This is a genomic window from Chloroflexota bacterium (assembly GCA_014360805.1).
GTDB lineage: Bacteria > Chloroflexota > Anaerolineae > DTLA01 > DTLA01 > DTLA01.
On record JACIWU010000010.1, the window covers coordinates 1 to 19,309 of the forward strand.

The window sequence follows — 19,309 nt, forward strand, 5'->3', positions numbered from 1 at the left end:
CCCAGCCCCGAAGGGGGCTTCGCTCCTTCAGCGCGGGGGTTTAGCCCCGCGCGGCATGCCGCCCTGCTACTTCCCTGACAGGGCGGGCGCAATGCGGGCCGCCCACTCCCTCACCGCATCCCAATCGCGGAAATCCCCTTCGGGGGACTTCATCGCGCGGATGATGAGGCGAAGCAAGAACGGCAAGCGGCTGCTGTCCATGACGCCTGGGAATAATCCCACATCCACGGGCTTCACGCTGGGCGTCTTGGCGCGGAGGTCGTCCAGGTAGGCCGCCACGGTGCAGCGGTTCTCCTCGGTATCGTTTGCCATGGTCAGGCACACGACAAAGTAGGCCACCGACATGCGGCTCAACTCCGCCTCGTGCTTCCGCACGAACGACACGACTTCGGGCATGAGCCGCCCCGCGCGTATGGCGCTGCCGATGATGGCGCTGGTGTAGCCTGCCAGGCTGCGGACTTTGCCCACAGGCTGCACATCTACTTGGGCTCCCTGATCCCGCAGCACCTCGGCAATCGTCTCGGCGACGGTTGCCGTGGACCCCATGCGGGTGGCATAGGCAACGAGAATTCGGTTTTGCATCATGGCTCCTTTCATGTTGTTGCGGGCATCGCTTGGCGACATCATCGGCGGTTCATTCCGCTTTGGCGAGGCCGCCGCCGTATGCTATACTCATTTCGTCGGGATGGCAAATGATTCCCTGGCGGGCGGCCGCTTGGGGACAGGAGAAGCGGTTGGACGCGAAACATCTGCATACGCTGGAATTTGACCGCATTTTGGAGCGCGTGGCTGCGCACACGTCGTTCTCCTTCGGGCGCGAGCGGGCGCTGGCGACCCAGCCCACGTCGGACCTGGACGAGGCCCGACGCCTGTTGCGGCTGACGGGCGAGGCGCGCCTGCTGCTGGATACGAAGGGCGTGCTCTCCATCGGGGGTGCGCGGGACGTCCGCCCGCTGCTCAGCCGCGCCGAGCGCCGCGCCATGCTGGACGCGCAGGAACTGCTGGACATCCGCGAGACGCTCAACGCGGCGCGGACGCTTCGCCGTTCGCTGTCGCGGATGGGCGCGCAAGTCCCGCTCCTGGCGCAGAAGGCGTCGCAGATAGAAGAGTGCGCGCACGTGGCAGCGGAAATCGGCCGCTGCATCAACGACCGCGGCGAGGTGGTGGATTCGGCCAGCCCCAAACTGGCCCGCATCCGCGCCGAAGTGCGCATCGCCCACGACCGCCTGCTGGACAAACTCAATCGCATCATCACGAGCGCCGACAATGCGCCGTTTCTCCAGGAGCCGCTCATCACCCAGCGCAACGGGCGATACGTGATTCCCCTCAAGGCCGAGTTCAAGGGCCGCATCCCTGGGCTGATTCACGACCAGTCTGGCTCGGGCGCGACACTCTTCATTGAGCCGCTGGCCACGGTGGAGTTGAACAACGCCTGGCGCGAACTCCAGTTGGAAGAGGAGCGCGAGGTGCGGCGCATCCTGATGGAACTGACCGACCTGGTGGCCGAGGAAAGCCCGCTGATTCTGCGCACGCTCCACATCCTGGCCGACCTGGACGTCATCTTCGCCAAGGCCAAGTACGCCGAGGAGATTCGCGCCACGGAGCCGACGCTGGTGCCTTTCGCGCCCAAGCCCGCGCGCCCCGACGCGGAGGGCACCGAATTGCCGGCGCACCCTGGCTCGCGCATCCGCCTGCTGCGGGCGCGCCACCCGCTCCTGGCGCCCGAAACGGTGGTGCCGATTGACGTTGTCTTCACCGACCGCTTCTTCGTCCTTGTCGTTACAGGCCCCAACACGGGCGGCAAGACGGTGTCGCTGAAAACCGTGGGCCTGATGGCACTCATGGCGCAGTCGGGCCTGCACCTGCCCGCCGACGAGGGGAGCGAACTCACCGTGTTCCACAGTGTGTTCGCCGACATCGGCGACGAGCAGTCCATAGAGCAGAGCCTGTCCACCTTCTCGTCGCACATGACGAACATCGTGGACATCCTGCGGCGGGCCGACTCGCAGTCGCTGGTGCTGCTGGACGAAATCGGCGCGGGCACGGATCCCGTGGAGGGTTCCGCTCTGGCGCGGGCCATCCTGTCGCACCTGGTGGAGCGGCGCGTCACCACCATGGCCACCACGCACTACTCGGAACTGAAGTACTACGCGCAGGTAACGCCAGGGGTGGAAAACGCCAGCGTGGAGTTTGACGTGGAGACGCTGTCGCCCACGTTTGAACTGACCATCGGCCTGCCTGGGCGCAGCAACGCCTTCGCCATCGCGTCGCGCCTGGGGCTGGACGAGGCAATTGTGCAAGAGGCCAGGTCGCTGGTGGCGCCCGAAACGCTGGAAGCCGACGTCCTGCTGGGCGAGATTCAGGTGGCGCACCGCGAGGCCCAAGCGGAACTCCAGGCGGCGCGGGCGGCCCGCGAGGAGTTGCAGCACCTGCAGCGAAGCCTGCAGAAGCAACTGGCCGAGTTGGAGGCGTCCAAGGCGGCGATTATCGCCCAGGCGCGGGAGGAGATGCGCGAGGAGTTGGAGGCGTTCCGCCGCGAACTGCAACGCGCCCGCCGCCAACTGGAGCGGGGCGCGGCCCTGCCCGACGCCGTCGTCCAGGCCGAGCAGATCGCCCAGGCGCTGGAGTCGCGGCTGCCCCCGCCACCACCTCCGCCCCCGCCCGAAATCGCGCCGGGGGAACTTCGCGTGGGCGCTTCGGTGTGGGTGAAATCCCTGAAGGCGGCGGGGGAAGTGGCCGCCATGGACGGCGACCGCGTAGAGGTGAGCCTGGGGCGCTTCCGCCTGTCGCTGGACGCCTCGGACCTGGAAGTGCGGGCCGCGCCTGTGCAGGAAGCCGCGGGGACTAGCGGGGGCGAGTACATCCCCCGACCGCAGGCGGGGCGGCCCGTGAAAGCCGAACTGGATTTGCGCGGCCGCCGCGCCGAGGAGGTGTTGCCAGAGTTGGAACGCTATCTCAACGATGCGTTCCTCACTGGCTTGCCGTGGGTGCGCATCATCCACGGTAGGGGCACCGGCGTGCTGCGCCAGATCGTGCGCGAGGCGCTGACAAGCCATCCCCTCGTGGCGGCGTACAAGTCGGGCGCGCCCGAGGAGGGCGGCGATGGCGTTACCATCGCGGAACTGGCCAAACGTTAGCCGTGTCGGACGCAGCAGAGCAAGGAGGTGCGCAATGGACGGCTTCTGGGATGACCTGGAGCAGTTCGGCGAAGATCCGTTTCTGGACTTCCCGAACACGGCAGAGGAGATGCTGGGGCCTTACGGGTGGTGGGAGCAGCAGCCGCAACGCCCCGCCTACATCTGGATTCCGCCCGCTCCCCAACCGACGGGCACGCGGGGGCACCCTCGCCGAGATTTGGGAGGCCGTCAAGATGGTTGCGTTCATGATCGGTTTCCTGCTCTTTGTGCTTTGGATGATCGTGGCGATGTCGCTCTAGCCGCCAGAAGAACGATGTGCGAGGAGGTCGGACGATGAAGCAGGTCTATTTCAAGCACCCGAACAAGCACGGCCCGCTGCTGGAGGGCGTGTTGCATCTGCCCGAGGCCGCGGGGCCGTCCTCCGGCGCGGTCATCTGCCACCCGCACCCGCAGTACGGCGGGAACATGGATGTGCCGCTGGTTGTGGCGCTGGCGCGAGGGCTGGCGCGGGCGGGCTGGGCGGCGCTTCGCTTCAACTTCCGGGGAGTCGGCCAGAGCCAGGGGGCCTACGACGAGGGGCGGGGCGAAGTGGACGACGTGGAGGCGGCCGTGGCCTACCTGCGCGCGCAGGAGGGCTTGAGCGACGCGCCCGTTGCGCTGGTGGGGTACTCGTTCGGCGCGTGGGTTGCGCTGGAGGCGGCGCATCGCACAGCGCCCAGCGCCGTCGCGGCGGTGGCGCTGCCCTTGTGGCGCATGCCCGAGGGCTGGCTTGTAGACCTGGCCGCGCCCAAACTGTTCGTCGCAGGCGACCGCGACACCGTGTGCCCGGTGGGCGAACTCAAGGCGTGGGCAGGCGGGCTGCCCGGTATCAAAGAGATCGCGGTGCTGACCCGCGCCGACCACTACCTGGCCGGCAGGGAGGGCCAAGTTGCGGACGAAGTGGTGCGCTTTCTGAAAGCCCACGCCGCGCCCGGACGGGGGGAGGCCCGATGATCCGCGCCATTCTGTTTGACCTGGACGCCACGCTGCTGGACAACGACATGCGCACGTTCCTCCCGCCGTATTTTCAGGCGCTGTGCTCCCGCCTGGGCGAGCGGATTCCGCCCGACAGGCTCACGCGGCAGATTATGGAGTCCACCCAGCGGATGATTCAGAACACCGACCCTACCCGAACCAACGAGGACGTGTTCACGGCGGACTTCTTCCCCAAGATCGGCCACAGCCCCGAAGAGTTATGGCCCATCTTTTCGGATTTCTACGAGATGGACTTCCCGGCCCTGCGCAAGTACACGCGGCCGCGGCCCGAGGCGCGCGAGGTGGTGCAGGAATGCTTTGACCGCGGGTACGACGTGGTGATCGCCACAAGCCCGGTGTTCCCGCTGCGGGCGGTGCAGCATCGTCTGGAGTGGGCGGGCGTCGCCGATTTCCCCTATGCCCTCATCACCACCTACGAGAACATGCACAGTTGCAAGCCGCAACCGCGCTACTACCTGGAGATCGCCGAGAAGATCGGCCGCGCGCCGTCGGAATGCATCATGGTGGGCAACGACCCGGAGGCCGACATCGCGCCCGCCGCTCGGGCCGGCATGCGCACGTTCTACGTGGTGTACGAGGAGGCCGAACCTCATGCGGTGGCCGCCGACTACCGGGGAACGCTGACGGATTTCCTGAGCCTGCTCCGCTCCTGGCCATTGCCGAAGGAGCCCGCGCCCTAGGCGGACTCAGAACGCCCAGGCCAGGGTCATCGCGGCGCACACGCCCGTGATGAGGATGGCGATCACGAACGCGGTGCGGATGACCACGGCCTCCTCGCCGATGCGGTCAATGCTTGCGGCGGCGTTTTGCAGTTTCGCGGGCGAGATGACGCTGGCCAGCCCGCCGCCGATGCCGCTGGCCGCCGCGATGAGCAGGCCCGCCGCGCCGATCTTCTGGGCCGTCGTCAGGTGTAGCGCCGTGAGCATGGCGATGGACGAGGTCTCCGACCCGCTAATGAATCCTCCCAGAAGCCCCAGGTAGGGCGCGACCAGCGGATACAGCCGCCCGAACATCCCCGCCGCGGCATCGGCCACCACGTACACCATGTTGCGCGCGGGGTCCACGAGGCGCCAGTCCAGCCCCTTGCCCGAATGGTTCATCACGAACGCGATGGCGAAGAAGACGGCAGCGGCCAGCACCGGCCGGGGCGCGCGTTTCAGCCATTTCCTGATGGACGTGCGGAGTTGGGGCCGTGTCGGTTTGAGGATGGGCAGCGCCAGCGCGGTGCTGACGAGAATCCAGAAGTACGCCTGCCAGAGCAGGCGTACCTTTTCCGGCGCGCCCGGGATGATCTCCACCGGCATGGCCCAGCGCTGGAACGTGAGGGCGAAGAGCGGCGAGAAAGGCGCGTTCACCAGCAGCGCGAAGACCGTGAGGATGAGCCAGGGCGACAGGGCCGCCGCCAGCGACATCCGCTGTAGCGCCGCGCGGTCGGCCTCCTTCAGGGTGGAAAGATCGCGGAGCGGGCGGCCGCTAACCTTGAGATAGCCCAGCATGACGGCCATAACGGCGACGCCGGCGGCCACGCCCGTCAAGGTGATCATGCCCAGCGCGTTCATGGCGATGGCGGTGAACCCCGCCGTGAGGCCGGCGAGCAGCGCAGGCAGCAGCCCCTGCCGCACCAGCGCCCACCGGCCCGCGATCCAGAGCATGCCCAGCGCGATGCAGGTGCTGATGATGGGCATGTAGCGGGCGAAGAGGTGGCCCACCTCGACCACGGGCCTGCCCACGAAGTTGGCGAAGACCACCGCGGGGATACCCAGCAGCGCGTAGGTGCACAGGGCGTCGTACCCGATGGCGGGCAGCGCGATGGCCGCGAAGGACGAATAGCCCAGCGCCAGCATGATGGGCGGCAAGACGGAGACCGGGACCGCCCCCAGCGCCGTGAGCAGCGTGCCGAAGCCGACGTTGATGATCATGATTTGCACAGCCCTGTCGCCGGGCGACACCGTCTTGATCAAGGCCACGATGCGCGCCAGGGCGCCGGTCTCCTGCATGAGGGTTACCTGTAGGATGGAAGTGGCGACGACCAGCGCGATGGGGAGCGAGGCCACCAGCCCGCCCAGGCTGGCGCGCAACGCGACGCCTAGCGGCGTGCCGAAGTACAGGCAAGCCGCCGCCAGCGCAACGACCCAGCCGATGCCCCCCCGCCACATCCGCGGCGGTGCGCCGCAGCGTCAGGAGCAGCAGGATGACGAGAATCGGAGACAAGGCCAGGACAACGGAAAGGGCTTGCATGTCTGCCTCCTTGGGCGAGAATGAGCGCACCGCGTCGCATCTAGGGCTGCACGATGGGCGACGGGTTCGGGATAAACGGGTTCATGCGCACGGCCAGCGAAAACAGGTAGGGATAGGCTCCCTTGAGATGCTCCATGTAGGCCAGCCATCGGACGCCCAGCAGCGCGTAGGCCCGCTCCATGTCGCCAGCCAGGTGCGCCAGGTCCGACGGCGGCAACGCCGACACATCTTCTCGGTAGGAGAGTTCGTCGGCCAAGTGGAACACGGCCCACAACAGCGCCGTGAAGGATTCGTGCTCCGACAGCATGGGGTTCTCCAGCAGGCCGAGCAGGAAGCCCCGCTTGCCGATGAGGTACGCTTGAAGCCAGCGCAGGTCCACCTGGCCAATGGCGATGGCGTAGGGGTGCGACTCCAGCCGCGCGCGAAGCGCCGCGAAGTCCTCGTCGCCCCACGTCGTGTCCACCCTGCAGGCGTCGCGGAGGCCGCCCAGCCCGGGGTCGGCGCTGGCGAACGTCCGCAGGAGCCGCGTTCCCATCTCGCTGAAAAACGCGCCGATGACGACGTTCAGTTTCTCCAAGCGCGCGCGCCTTTCGCGCTCCTGCAAGAGGGCCTCGGCGAAGTTGGCGAGGACGCCCAGGAACGTGCCGACGCCCATGAGGATGACGGCGATGGCCAGCGCCTTGCCCGCGGGCGTGGCCGGATGGATATCGCCGTAGCCTACCGTGCCGACGGTAACGATGGTGAAGTACAATGCATCCAGCAGCGAGAGGCGTTCCGTCAGGGCGAATCCGACGGTTCCCAGCAGGAGGACGCCGACGAAGATCGCAAGGTAGATGCGGAGGCGGAATGGGATCATCGCAGACCTCGCTCATGTGGAATCGGGTTGGAAGCGCCGCCAGGAGTCATGTTCCCCTCCTGGGGGCTGCAACAGGCGCACGTCGTCGCCGATGCGGATGCGGCCGGGCTTCTCTACCCATGCGACCAGGCCACGCCGCCCCCGCGCGGCCTTCACGAATCGCGGCGCAAGGCCGGAGATGTGGGGGTGCAGCGCCTGGATCACGCGGCCCGGCGCGAGGCATGGGAGGTTTTCGCCCTCCACGGCCAGGACTGCGCCGCCGGAGAAGAACAGGCGAACGCCCGGCGGCAGGCGGGTAAGACGCGGGATGCCTGCCAGGAGCAGGTTCGCGCCGAGCCACTCGGGCCGGACGGATTCCAGCGCCATGTCCCGCGCAATCTCGGCGAGTTCCTCCGCCGAGACGATGGAGACCTGGCGGGTGTTGCGAATCTCGGTGCCGCGAGGGTAATGGGGCGTGCGCCCGTCGGAGGGGCGGGTGAGGCCGGCGTGCCTGTCTCCGGCGAATCCCTCAAACGTAACCTGCGCCTCATCTGCGGGTGTGGTAATGAGGGATTCGGAATCCAATCCCAGATAGACGCCGGCTACGCGTCCCGACAAAAGCGTGTTCATGGCGAGCGGGCCTCTCCGCTGGTGTGGCAAGTGGCGCACGACCCCCAATCGGCGGCCGCGCCCCCATGTTACCACAGACTCAGCGGGTCGGCAAGGTGAAACTGAAGACGCTGCCTTTGCCGGGGCCTTCGCTGGCCGCGTGGACGCGCCCGTCCTGGGCCTCCACCAGGGCGCGCACGATGGCAAGCCCCAGGCCAGCGCCGCCCCCCGCGCGGCTGCGGGAACGGTCCGCGCGCCAGAAGCGGTCAAAGACATGGGGGAGGTCTTCGGGCGCGATGCCCTCGCCGGTGTCGGCAACGGAGATTTCCACGAACCCCTCTTTCGCGGCGGCCGATAGCGCAATCTGACCTCCTTCGGGGGTGTGGCGGAGCGCGTTGGAGATGAGGTTGTTCAGGATTTGGCTCACGCGGTCGGGGTCGGCCATGGCCTCGGGGAGCGCCTCGGGAATCTCGCAGGTCAGGCGGATGGACTTCCCCTCGGCGGCAGGCTCAAAGCGCGCCACGGCCGAGCGCAGTACGCTCGCCACATCCGTGGGGACGATGTTGAAGCGCAGCGCCCCCGCTTCGGCCTGCGCCAGTTCCTGCAGGTCATCCACCAGGCGCGCCAGGATGCGCGTCTCGTCGTAGAGGCGGGCGATCTCGGCTTTGTCCAGCGGATACACGTCGTCCAGGATGGCGCGCAGGTTGCCCTGCAGGACGCTGAGCGGCGTGCGGAGTTCGTGCGCCACGTCGGACACCAGGTTCTGGCGGAGTTTTTCGGCCTTCTCCAGCGCGGTGGTCATCTCGTTGAAGGCCTGCGCCACCTCGGCCACCTCGCTGGTTCCCTCTACGGAGACCCGTTTCCCGATGTCGCCCTGCGCGACGGCGCGGGCCGCGGCGGCCAGGCGCTGGAGGGGTGCGGTGAGGCTTCGGCTCAAGATGGCGCTGATGACCAACCCGAGCACCACCGCCAACGCGGCGACCGAGATGAGGATGCCCCGCGTGCGGGTGAGGAAGCGTTGTTCCGAAGACCCCAACTGCGGCGCGCCAGGGAGGGCGATGAGCACGTAGCCGAGCACCTCATCGCCGCCTGCCTCCGTGATGGGGATGGCTTCCCTGAGTTCATTCGCTCTCAGCCGCTTGCCGACCCGCTGCCCCACGCCGTCAAAGACGATTCTGCCGTTGGCGTCGGCGAGGACGACGCTCAGCCGCACTTCGGGCATTCCCGGCCGCCGCATCATCCCCCAGCGGGAGCCGGTAACGACGACGCCTTTGTTTAGCAGTTCCTCCACGCCTTCCCATCCGCCGTGCGTCCGGTAGTAGGCGGCAAGGCTCTCCATGCCGTAGGCTGTAACCTCACTGCGGGTGATGTACTGGCGGAACTCGGCGGCCGTGGCGCGGTTCATCCAGATGGCGATAGCGCCCACGACGATGAGAATGACAACGGTGAATATCAGGGTGAGTCGCGCCCAAAGCGAGTTCAATGCCTTCATGCTTCCCCTCGGAGGCGATACCCGACGCCGTAAACCGTTTCAATGTACGTCGGGTGTTGCGGGTCGGGTTCTATCTTGCGACGCAGGTTCTTGATGTGGCTGTCCACCGTGCGCTCTGCGCCATCGTATTCGTAGCCCAGGGCGCTGTCAATCAATTCGCTGCGGGTGAAGACGTGCGAAGGCCGCTCCATCAGCGCGCGGAGGAATTCAAACTCGGTGGCGGTGAGTTCCACGCGGCGGTCGCCCACCGACACCTCGTAGCGATCCAGGTCCATGGTCAGGTCGCGGCAACGCAGGACGCGAGGCGCAGCAGGCCCCGTGGCGGCCCTGCGCAGGACGGCGCGGACATGGGCCACGACGACCTGGGGGTTGAACGGTTTGGTCAGGTAGTCGTCGGCGCCCAAATTCAGCCCCACGATCTTGTCCGTGTCGTCCACGCGGGCCGTCAGCATGACGATGGGGGTCTGGGCCACGGTTGGGTCGCCGCGCACGATGCGGGTGATCTCCCACCCGTCGCGGTCGGGCAGCATCAGGTCCAGCAGCACCAGGTCGGGGCGCTCGCGACGGATGGCGTGGAGAGCGGTCTCCCCGTCGTAGGCAACCATGACCTGAAACCCCGCCTGTTCCAGGTAGGTCCGCAGCAGACGGACAATTCCCTTGTCGTCATCCACTACGAGGATTCGCTGTGCGTGTGTGCTCACGGCCTCTTTGTCCTGCGATTCTGGCTTCTCTCGTGAACCAGCCTGGCCGCGCGGGCGCGACGCAAGGTCAGTCTCGGCGACCCCACGCGCTCGGCGGCGTACCTGCGACATTTCGCTGCACCCGCATATTATGGCGCGAAACTCGTGCCGATGCAAGGCGAAAAGAGAAGGGCGAACGCCATCGTTCGCCCTTCCCCATTGCTGCGGGATGCTCGCTATAGGGTTGTTGAGAAACTGCTCGTGGATGGCGTGGGAGTGGCCGAAGGCGCTTGGTTCTTGGGCCAGCCGAACCCGCGGAAGCCGCCAAACCGTCCGCCTCGCATGTGGCCGAACCCGAAGCCGCGCCCCATGGGCATGTAGCCTTTCTCCAGGCCCTGGAGCAACCAGTCGGCCTGCTCCTGGGTGATCTTGCCATCTTTCACCATCTGCTCAATCTGAGCCTTCATGGCCTCGGTCGGGTTGAGCATCCACTGCGCCTGCTCTTCGGTGATCTTGCCGTCCTTCACCATCTGCTCAATGACCTCTTTGCGGGCGTCTTCCATGGCCGAGTCCAGGTCGCTTCGCTGAATGCCCAACTTGCTGGCCAGTGTGTCCAGGAACTGGCTGCCGTAGTCGCCCAGTTTGCCAAAGCCCCAGCCAAAGCATCCGAAGAAGTTCTTGGTCCCTGGGGTCGGGGTCGGCTCCTGGGCATAGGCCACGCCGAGCGCGGCCACACCGATCGCCACCACGAGCGCGGCGATTCCGACAATCTTCCAAACCTTCCTCATAGTCTACCTCCATCTACTGGGTTTTGATCCTTCTCGTAGCGCCTCGTGCGGTTGGTGTTCGCTTCGGGCACTCACCTCCTTGTAATCCACTCTTATTCTAGCATGCGATTGTGGAAAACTTGTGGAGAAGCCGTGATTCTTTGTAAATTCTGCGCGTTACCGCATCACCTCCTTCCTCGGTTCAGGGGAGCGGAAGCCGTGCTGTTCGTCTGCTCTACGGGCATTGTAGCCGACCCGTGTGGAGAGATTGCGCAGAGGCTGTGGAGATTCTGCAAAATGTGGGGGCGCGACGCCATCATGGGCCTTCTTGCCCGTTCTCCTGCCTTATGATAGACTTACGCCCGAAACCGTAACCAGCCGAATTGCAGGCGCGCCATGATACCCATCCGCAAGAATGGACTGCTCTACTACCAATTTGAGACGCTGGCGGGACAGCGCGGGATTGACCATGCCATCTTCACGCGCCTGGGCGGCCACAGCGCGCCGCCCTTCGCGTCCCTGAACGTGGGCGCAACCGTGGGCGATGACCCCGCCGCCGTCCTGAAGAATCGCGGCCTCGTTTTCGCCGAGATGGGCGTCGCGCCCGACGAGGTGGTTACCTGCTACCAGGTGCACAGCGCCGCCGTCGCCCCCGTGGGCCTTCGGCACGGCAGCCAGGTCATCCCAGCCACCGATGGCCTGATGACTGCCGAGCCCGTGGCGCTGTTCCTGCGCTTCGCCGACTGCGTGCCCATCGTCCTGTACGACCCCGTGCGGCATGTGGCGGCGCTCGTCCACGCGGGCTGGCGCGGGACAGCGGCGCGAATCGCCGCCGCGGGGGTGGCGCGCATGGCGCAGGAGTACGGCTCGCGCCCCGATGACCTCCTCGCCTGCATCGGCCCATCCATCGGCCCGTGCTGCTACCGCGTCGGCGACGATTTCGTGCAGGCCATGACCGCCCTGTGGCCCGAAGCCCGCGCCTACATCGCAACGCGCGACGGCGCGCTCCATGCGGATCTCTGGGAGATGAACCGTCGCCAACTCCTGGATGCGGGCGTCGCCAACGTGGAGGTTGCGCACATGTGCACGGCTTGCCGCCACGACGAGTTTTTCTCTCACCGCGCCGACGGCGGGCGCACGGGGCGTTTCGCCGCGCTGGTGCGCCTGCGGTAGCCCTGGGAGTCCTGTCCATGACGGAGACGCTGCGGAGTCTGGAACGCAACCTGCGGGTCGTCCACGAGCGCATCGCCGAGGCGGCCGCGCGTGCGGGTCGCCGCGCCGATGCCATCACCCTTGTCGCCGTTACCAAGACCGTGGCGGCGGAGACGGTCGCGGCTGCGTGGGAACTGGGCGTGCGGCATTTCGGCGAGAACCGCGTGGAAGAAGCCGAGGCCAAGATTCCCGCCGTCAACACCCTGCTCGGCGTGGCGGGCCAGCGCCCCACCTGGCACATGGTCGGCCACATCCAGAGCCGCAAGGCCAGGGACGTCGTCCGCCTGTTTGACTTCGTCCATTCCGTGGATAGCGCCAAACTGGTCGCGGAACTGGACAAGCGCGCTGCAGCCGCTGGCCGTGTCCTGCCGTGCCTGCTGGAAATCAACACATCGGGCGAGGCGAGCAAGTACGGCGTCGCGGGCGACAGGGGGCCATCCGATGCCGACCAGGCCGCGGCGGTGCTGGCCGTGGCCGAGGCGTTGGCGCGGGCGGCGCATCTGCAGGCGCGGGGCCTGATGACCCTGGGCCCGCTGGCCGCGCCCGAATCGCACGTGCGTCGCTGCTTCCAGACCCTGGGGCACTGGCGGGAGTTCCTGGCCGAGCGCGTGCCCCAGGCTCAGTGGGAACACCTGTCCATGGGCATGTCCGACGACTTTGCGATCGCCGTGGAAGAGGGGGCCACCATCGTCCGCATCGGCAGGGCCATATTCCAGAGCAGTTCCTAGTCCAACCAAGGGAGAATGCACCATGCCTATCGTGTACAACTTCATCCGACTTCTGTTCAATCTCTTGAGCCTCGCCATTCTGGCCCGCGTCATCCTGTCGTGGTTCAACGTCAACCCGTTCCATCCCGTCGTCTCGTTCCTGGACCAGATTACCGAGCCGATTCTCGGTCCGCTGCGCCGCGTTATCCCGCCCATCGGAATGATTGACATCACGCCCATTGTTGCCTTGGTCCTGTTGCAGGTGATAGAGACGATTCTGCTTTCCCTAGTCCAAAGTGTCTAGAGGAGGTTGGGGAATGAATATCGCGAACATGAGGCTAGGGCTAAATCCGTTGGACATCATTCAGCGCGAAGGGGACATTGTCTTCCATGTGCGGGTTACGCCGAACGCCAAGCGCGATGAGATTGTCGGCCTTGCCCAGGGCGCGCTGAAGGTGAAACTGGCCGCGCCGCCGGTGGAGGGCGCGGCGAACGAGGCGCTGATCAAGTTCCTCGCCGAGCGCCTGGGGGTCCGCGCCGCGCAGGTGGAGATCATCGCCGGCCACACGGCCAGGCTCAAGAGGGTTCGGGTCGCCGGCATCTCCGCCGACGAGGCCTTCCGGCGGCTGGGGGCCTGACGCCTGCGCCGGGAACCCGGCGGGCCCGTGCGTCGTCTACCAGATGGACGCCCGCAAGCGCGAAGGCCGCCTGCGGGCAAGACACATCTGGAGGATAGCGAGATGACGGCTCGAATCGTGTGGATATTGGTAGGGGTACTCCTGCTCATCAGCGCGTGCGCGCCGGCGGGGCCCGGCCCGACCGCGACGCCGAGCGGGCCGTCGGGCGGAGACGCCACGGCGACACTGCCCGTGCAAGGAGGAACCATGCCCAGTTTGGGGTTTTCCACGCCACTGCCGCGGAAGATGACCGAGCCGCTGGAGCAGGCCGTGCATGACCTGACGACACGGCTTGGCATCTCCGCCGAGGAGATTGAACTCGTGAGCATCACCACTGAGGAGATGCCTGCGGGCGATCCCTGCCCCGCCGGTCCTGCCAAGGGCACGGCCCTGCCCGGCGGCCTCGTGCTGGGCAAGGAGATCGTCCTGCGGGTTGGCGACGCGACCTATACGTACCGCGTCGTCGGCAAGCGAGTGGCCCTGTGCAAGTCCCCCGCGTCCGGCCAGGAGTCCACGCCGCCCGCCGTGTCGCTCCCCGAAGGCAGCGAGGCCGCGCTGGAGGCGGCGCTTGCGAACCTGGAAGCCCGACTTCAGATCGCCCGGAGCGAGATCCAGGTGCAAACCGTGGAGAAGCGCATGTGGAGCGACGCCAGCCTGGGCTGCCCGCAGCCCGGGATGATGTACGCGCAGGTGATTACGCCGGGCTTCCTCATCCGACTGAGCGCCGGGGGCAAGGTGTACACGTACCACACCAGCCTGACCCGGGCGGTGTTGTGCGAGCCGTAGCCCTGCCATGAGCGGAAGTCGGGCCAAAGAAGAGAGCCAGCCGCAGGAGCGACTGGCTCTCGTTGTTGCTGCGAAGCCTTGCGCCTAGCGCATCACGGGACAGGCATCTCCGAGTCCACCGTGTACACGACTTCCAGCACCGGCGCATACTGCGCATGAGCAGGAATGGCCGGGTTGGCGGAGCGGAACACGTACTCGGTGGAGACGTTGCCCACGCCCTTGAGGATCACGCCGGCGTTCGCCATGTCGCCGCTGACCCACGCCTGGACCAGGTCGGTAACATCAAACTGGACCCAGGTGGCAGCGCTGGGTACGGCTACAGGCGTCAGCAGAGCGGTAGCCACGGGCGCGGCCTCGCGGTCGCTCGCCGTGTCGCCAGCGCCTGGCATGCCCCACATGTCGGCGGCCGTTGCGTACAACCAGGTGGCTGCGGCTTCGTCCCAATCCCGCTTGAGCGCGTACAGCTCAGCCGTCAGATTGTGGTGGCCGGAGTCGTAGCCCAGGTAGGACATCTTCAGCGTCGCCGACACGATCTTCGCGTCCGCCGGAATGCCCGACACGTCAAACTTCAGCAGCGGCGCCCGGATGCCACCCTGGCGGATCTTCAACCGGGTGTCCGAACCGAAGTTCTTGTCGGCGTTCCAGCCGTCAATGTAGGTATCCGCGGACGTGCCGAGCGTCTCGGTGTGCTCGGGCGGCGAAGCGGCGAACACCGGCAACTGGAAGATGCCGGGGGCGCGCGCCGGACCGATCATCACGAGACCCCAGTAGGACATGCCGGGCGTGAAGGCTTTGTCCCAGGCCACGTCAAAGGTGAACGAGCCGTCCGGGTTGCGGACCACGTTCTCCACCGCCAGGTCGTTGCCCTGCACGGCGTTGATCGTGATCTCCACCGGATCGCCTTCCGTAACGCCCCAGCCGTGGACCGCCACCAGGTAGTTGCCGTCGGCCGGGAACTTGACCATCACGTACTCGTTGCCGGTCGCCGTGGTGGACGAGCCGATGACTTCGTGAGCGAAGTCAAACACGCCGTCCTCGTTCGCGTCGTAGAGCAGGAACAGGTCCACGTCGCTGGCCGCCGCGTGCGTGCTGGCCTCCAGCAACCCACCGTTGTTGATGGTTACCGGGTACTGGTACGTGGCCGTGGACGGATCATCCGGGTCGTCCTGCACTGCCGGCACCACGTAGTGCTGCACGCCGCCCAAGCCGTAGGCGGTGGCAGCCAGCGCGTCAATGGCCACATCCGAGGTCAGGGTAACGGGGATCGCGCCTGTCGCCTGGCGACCGTCAATGATCACCATGGCGGGGTTCAGTGTCGCGGTGCCCACCTGCCCCCTGAAGGGCTCGTTGATCGTCTGGCCCGAGAACAGCACGTTGTGGAGCATGATCAGGTGCAGGCCCGAGGACAGCGGTGCGGTAACCCACTCTTCGGTCGTGCCCGTGGCCGTGTCAAACAGCCACTGGCCGGCGCCGATGTTCTTGTTCGGGCTGCCGCCCTTGAAGCCCAGCGTGTACGGCCCGAAGATGTCCGGAGCCATGGCGGAGAAGTCGTCCTCTTCAGGCCCGTAGATCAGCGTGTCAATGTCCGTCGGGAAGGAGCCCCAGTTGGTCTTCGCCACGAAGAAGGTTCCGTCCGCGAACGTCTGATCCGGCACGTCGGTGAAGAAGAACCGCCAGTCGCCGGACTCGGCCCGCCAGGACCAATCCTGGAAGCCATTGACCACGCCGTTGTCATACGGGGTCGGCTGGCTCACGCCGCCGAACCGGAAGGCGGTGCCGTTCGCCGCCACCATCGCCGTTACCGGGATGGCCGACACGTGGCCGTTGTGGGTGCCGTCGCCCGGGTCGGACACCAGCACCACGCCCTCATAGGCGCCCAGCGGAGCGTCCGCAGGAACGTCCAGGGTCGCCGTGAAGGTCGCGGAGCCGCCCGCCGGAACCAGCAGTTCGCCCGCTGCCATGCCCGTGTCAATGGTCAGCCACGGCCAATCCATCCGCTTGAAGAAGGTGATTTCCACCTGCACCAGCGTCTGGAGGTTCACCTTCGCCTGGGTGCGGCGCTGGACGCCGACGAACAGCCCATCGTGGTACCGCTCGCCCGGCTTGCCAACGGTGATGCCGAAGGACGGGCCGGTGTCGTACCCGTAGTTGTAGCGGTTGTACTCGCCGACCTGGTCCTCGCCGGCATTCACGATGCCGTTGCCGTTGAGGTCGGTCCACAGGACGCCATCGCCGTTTAGGTCGGTCCAGTCATACGCCAGCACGCGGAAGCGCTGGTCGTAGGCCAACGGGCCGGTGAACACGTCGCTCGTGGTGAAGTCCTGCAGCGGGAACCACGCCTTGACGACCATCAGGTCGGCGTCGTGGTACGGCCCGCCCGGAGCCACCAGAGGCGTCGCGTCGTACAGGTAGTCGGCCAGGCGCTGGAAGTTGGGCGCGCTCTCCTCGCGCTGATCCACGTTGAACTGCGTCGTTACGGTGCCGACCTTCTGCAAGTAGGCATCCGTAATGGCCGCGGTGATGTCCGTCGTACCGTGGTTGTAGAGAGTGAAGGTCTTGCTTGTGGAGGTGCCGGGGTGCACGATGTTGGCGAAGCCTTCAATCTCCTCGCCGCGGTAGTCGCCCGCCTGCCAGAACGCCGGCGAGACGCGCAGGCCGTACAGGCCGCCCGCCACGTCGGTGGCGCGGTCGGCGTTCACCACGCCCGCGCCCTGCACGAATGGATCATGATGGGCATCCGTCGCGCCCGACATGAACAGTTCGCGGGCCACCTCGTAGGTCGGGAACTCGCCGTTGGCTTGATAGTAGGCGTCATAGACCAGGGCCAGGTTGCCCGCCGCGATGGGGCACGAACGGCTTGTGCCGCCCCAGATTTCCCAGGCGGTCCAGCCATCGCCCCACTCGTTCAGCGCCAGGTCGCCTGCGCCCCACGCGCCGTTGGCCGCTACGGACACGCCCGTGCCGCCCGTCGCGCCAGGCCCGCGGTTGGACCAGGACTGAACGTCGCCGTACAGAATCTGATCGGTGGACTCAATCACATCAAAGTCCGTGCCAGATCCGTACTGAGTGGAGGCGCCGATGCCCATGCCCGTGAAGGCCGATGGCGGAGCGGCGGTGCCGTAGCCCATAGCGCCGTTGCCGGTGGAGGCCAGCCACGACAGTTTGGGCGCGGCCGCCTTGTTCAGGTACGCTTGGAACCGCGACTCAAAGTCCCAGCCGTCGTTGTCGGTGGCCGACCCGCCGTAGGACATGCTGACGATGTCGGCCTCGTCGCCCGTGCCCGGGACGCCGTCGGGGCCAAGCGCGACGAAGTAGTAGTTGTCCGTGGCGTAGCCGCCGCGGTAGAAGTTGCCCACGGCGATGAGTTTGGCGTTCTTGCCGCCGCCCTGGACCATGCCGCCAGCGCCTTCGGGCTTGTACGGGGGCGCGTTGCCGTCAACGACGCCCTGGCCCACCACAGCCGATGCGCACAGGACGCCGTGGTCGCCGCCCGCCAGCCGCGGGTCGTTCAGCATGAAGGCCACGACCTTGCCAGGCCCCGGAGGCGCGAACTCGTCCACGTAGGGAGCCCACAGCCAGTCAAACCCCGGGGGATGATTCTCGCCGTCCGAGATCCAGTAGACCATGCCGCCAGAGATGTCCGCGTAGCCATCGCTGCCCGGGGCATCGGCCGCCGAATCCCAGTTGTCCTTCCAGGCGATGGGGTCGTCCTTGGTAACCGGCTTCTCATCCGAGAAGTCGTAGTTGTCGTCCAGGTCCACGTAGACCGTATCGTAGACGCCGGCCTCATGCTCGTCGGCCACGAGGACTGCCACCTTCTCGCCATACCACCAGTTCTGGAGCGCGGTGTCCGGGTACCAGCCGATGTGATAGACGCCGCTCTTGCTGGTGCCGGGGGTTACGTAGGTGTAGCCGGTGCGCGACCAGGTGGGGTTATCTTCGGTGATGGTGAAGGAGGTGTCGGCATACCAGGTGCCGAAGTAGCGGAGGCCCAACCCGCCATACGCGCCGTAGTAGTAGGCGTAGTACAGCATGGAGTACTCGTCAAAGGCGAGGGGCCAGCCGTAGTACGGGGACTCGGGGTCGTTGTTCACGGCCCAGGTGCCCTGCAGGTCAGGGTGCGCGAAGTCTATGCCGGAGTCAATCACGGCGACCTTCACGCCCTGGCCGGTGAAGCCTTTGGCCCAGGCCGTTGCAGACTTGTGGCCCTCGGCCACGTCCCACCAGCCCGTCGCGCCGACCTCATTGGGCTTCGGCTGCCAGGCGCCCGGATACCCCGCCGCCTTCACCGCCGCGACCCGCTCGCGGATCTTCTCGGCGGCCTGCGCCTGCTTCGTCGCCAGGTCGGGGTCCACCGGCTGCGGAGGCGCATACGGCATCGGGTCCAGCACCGCCGTCACACCCTGGACCGAGGCCAGTTTGAGCAGGTTCTTGGCCTTCACCTTGCCCACAACGGACGTGAGGCCCAGGATCGTGCGGACGGTCGCCTTCTCCATGTAGCCGCTGACGTCGGTGCCTGCGGCCACGAAGACGTTGACATCCACGAGCGTCTCGCCGCCCGCCTTCGCCACCGGACGCAGCGTCGGGGCAATCTTCGCCAGCGAGGCTGACGCCGCGGTCTCGGGGCCGCTCGCCAGGGCCATCGGAGCGGCCAGCGCCAGGATCATGCTCAGCGCCATGACCACACCGAGGGCTTTCCAATACTTACCGTGCATGTTCGTTTCTCCTTTCTGCTGTTTGCACTACCAAAGGACCATTGACGCAACGGAAGAGCCGATACTGCTGAGAGGTCGGTCTTTCTTAGCGCGCACATCACCCCCTTTCCGGCATTCGTCTGCAACCCCGGTTCGGTGAGAACGACCATTGCGAGACAGGGTCAACGGCGACCGTCGTGCTCGGTTGCGTGCAGCCCAGGGGGAAACGTCCCCCCGCCACGAACATGCGATGATTTCTGTGTCGGTTGATGAACAACCGCCACTCCTTCCACGGAGACTTCATGGAGAGAGATTCTGCCCGCCTTGGGCGTAGGCGCTTCCATCGGGAACGCACCTACGCGCACCCAACCCACGATTCGGCTATACTCCTATTCGCATTATACATTTTACGCTACGATGTCGCAGATGTCAAGGGGTTT

At 66.5% G+C, this 19,309-nt stretch carries 15 protein-coding genes and 1 pseudogene; 8 read left to right on the forward strand and 8 right to left on the reverse strand.

What is annotated here, in order from left to right:
* Positions 1 to 66: 66 nt before the first annotated feature.
* On the reverse strand, positions 67 to 597 hold the full coding sequence (locus H5T65_02880) for a flavodoxin domain-containing protein (protein ID MBC7258170.1): 531 nt from the start codon (positions 595 to 597) through the stop codon (positions 67 to 69).
* A 95-nt stretch (positions 598 to 692) separates the two neighbouring features.
* Here H5T65_02880 and H5T65_02885 point away from each other — a divergent pair, with 95 nt between their 5' ends.
* The 3 genes from H5T65_02885 to H5T65_02895 all read left to right on the forward strand — a co-directional run bounded on the left by H5T65_02885 (position 693) and on the right by H5T65_02895 (position 4,852).
* A complete protein-coding gene (locus H5T65_02885) occupies positions 693 to 3,137 on the forward strand; it encodes an endonuclease MutS2 (protein ID MBC7258171.1) in 2,445 nt (814 codons plus the stop codon).
* A 333-nt stretch (positions 3,138 to 3,470) separates the two neighbouring features.
* A complete protein-coding gene (locus tag H5T65_02890; GenBank protein ID MBC7258172.1) occupies positions 3,471 to 4,130 on the forward strand; it encodes an alpha/beta fold hydrolase in 660 nt (219 codons plus the stop codon).
* Positions 4,127 to 4,852, forward strand: coding sequence for an HAD family hydrolase (locus tag H5T65_02895; GenBank protein ID MBC7258173.1), 726 nt, complete (start codon positions 4,127 to 4,129; stop codon positions 4,850 to 4,852). Before H5T65_02890 ends, H5T65_02895 begins: the two co-directional genes overlap by 4 nt.
* A 6-nt stretch (positions 4,853 to 4,858) precedes the next feature.
* Here H5T65_02895 and H5T65_02900 read toward each other — a convergent pair.
* The 6 genes and pseudogenes from H5T65_02900 to H5T65_02925 all read right to left on the reverse strand — a co-directional run bounded on the left by H5T65_02900 (position 4,859) and on the right by H5T65_02925 (position 10,814).
* Positions 4,859 to 6,410 (reverse strand): annotated as a pseudogene (locus tag H5T65_02900) (L-lactate permease).
* A gap of 40 nt (positions 6,411 to 6,450) precedes the next feature.
* Positions 6,451 to 7,266: a two pore domain potassium channel family protein gene (locus H5T65_02905; protein MBC7258174.1), complete on the reverse strand. Its 816-nt coding sequence runs from the start codon at positions 7,264 to 7,266 to the stop codon at positions 6,451 to 6,453.
* 12 nt (positions 7,267 to 7,278) lie between these two features.
* Positions 7,279 to 7,875: an MOSC domain-containing protein gene (locus H5T65_02910; protein MBC7258175.1), complete on the reverse strand. Its 597-nt coding sequence runs from the start codon at positions 7,873 to 7,875 to the stop codon at positions 7,279 to 7,281.
* 79 nt (positions 7,876 to 7,954) lie between these two features.
* The gene (locus H5T65_02915) at positions 7,955 to 9,346 is read right to left on the reverse strand and encodes a HAMP domain-containing protein (GenBank protein ID MBC7258176.1); all 1,392 of its coding nucleotides are present in this window, start codon (positions 9,344 to 9,346) and stop codon (positions 7,955 to 7,957) included.
* On the reverse strand, positions 9,343 to 10,158 hold the full coding sequence (locus H5T65_02920; protein ID MBC7258177.1) for a response regulator transcription factor: 816 nt from the start codon (positions 10,156 to 10,158) through the stop codon (positions 9,343 to 9,345). The genes H5T65_02915 and H5T65_02920 overlap by 4 nt, the downstream gene beginning before the upstream one ends.
* 104 nt (positions 10,159 to 10,262) lie before the next feature.
* On the reverse strand, positions 10,263 to 10,814 hold the full coding sequence (locus H5T65_02925; GenBank protein MBC7258178.1) for a hypothetical protein: 552 nt from the start codon (positions 10,812 to 10,814) through the stop codon (positions 10,263 to 10,265).
* 375 nt (positions 10,815 to 11,189) lie between these two features.
* On the opposite strand from H5T65_02925, the gene pgeF reads away from it, so the two are divergent.
* The 5 genes from pgeF (at position 11,190) to H5T65_02950 (ending at position 14,175) form a co-directional block, all read left to right on the forward strand.
* Entirely contained in the window at positions 11,190 to 11,966 is a 777-nt protein-coding gene (gene pgeF / locus H5T65_02930) for a peptidoglycan editing factor PgeF (GenBank protein ID MBC7258179.1), read from the forward strand.
* Positions 11,967 to 11,983: 17 nt separating this feature from the next.
* A complete protein-coding gene (locus H5T65_02935) occupies positions 11,984 to 12,733 on the forward strand; it encodes a YggS family pyridoxal phosphate-dependent enzyme (GenBank protein ID MBC7258180.1) in 750 nt (249 codons plus the stop codon).
* 22 nt (positions 12,734 to 12,755) lie between these two features.
* Positions 12,756 to 13,016: a YggT family protein gene (locus H5T65_02940; GenBank protein ID MBC7258181.1), complete on the forward strand. Its 261-nt coding sequence runs from the start codon at positions 12,756 to 12,758 to the stop codon at positions 13,014 to 13,016.
* Between the two features lie 28 nt (positions 13,017 to 13,044).
* Entirely contained in the window at positions 13,045 to 13,350 is a 306-nt protein-coding gene (locus H5T65_02945) for a YggU family protein (protein MBC7258182.1), read from the forward strand.
* 102 nt (positions 13,351 to 13,452) lie between these two features.
* Positions 13,453 to 14,175: a hypothetical protein gene (locus tag H5T65_02950; GenBank protein ID MBC7258183.1), complete on the forward strand. Its 723-nt coding sequence runs from the start codon at positions 13,453 to 13,455 to the stop codon at positions 14,173 to 14,175.
* Between the two features lie 92 nt (positions 14,176 to 14,267).
* On the opposite strand, the gene H5T65_02955 is transcribed toward H5T65_02950, so the two are convergent.
* Positions 14,268 to 18,890 carry a DNRLRE domain-containing protein gene (locus H5T65_02955; GenBank protein MBC7258184.1) on the reverse strand — a complete coding sequence of 1,541 codons (4,623 nt, stop codon included), beginning with the start codon at positions 18,888 to 18,890 and terminating at the stop codon, positions 14,268 to 14,270.
* Between the last annotated feature and the right edge of the window lie 419 nt (positions 18,891 to 19,309).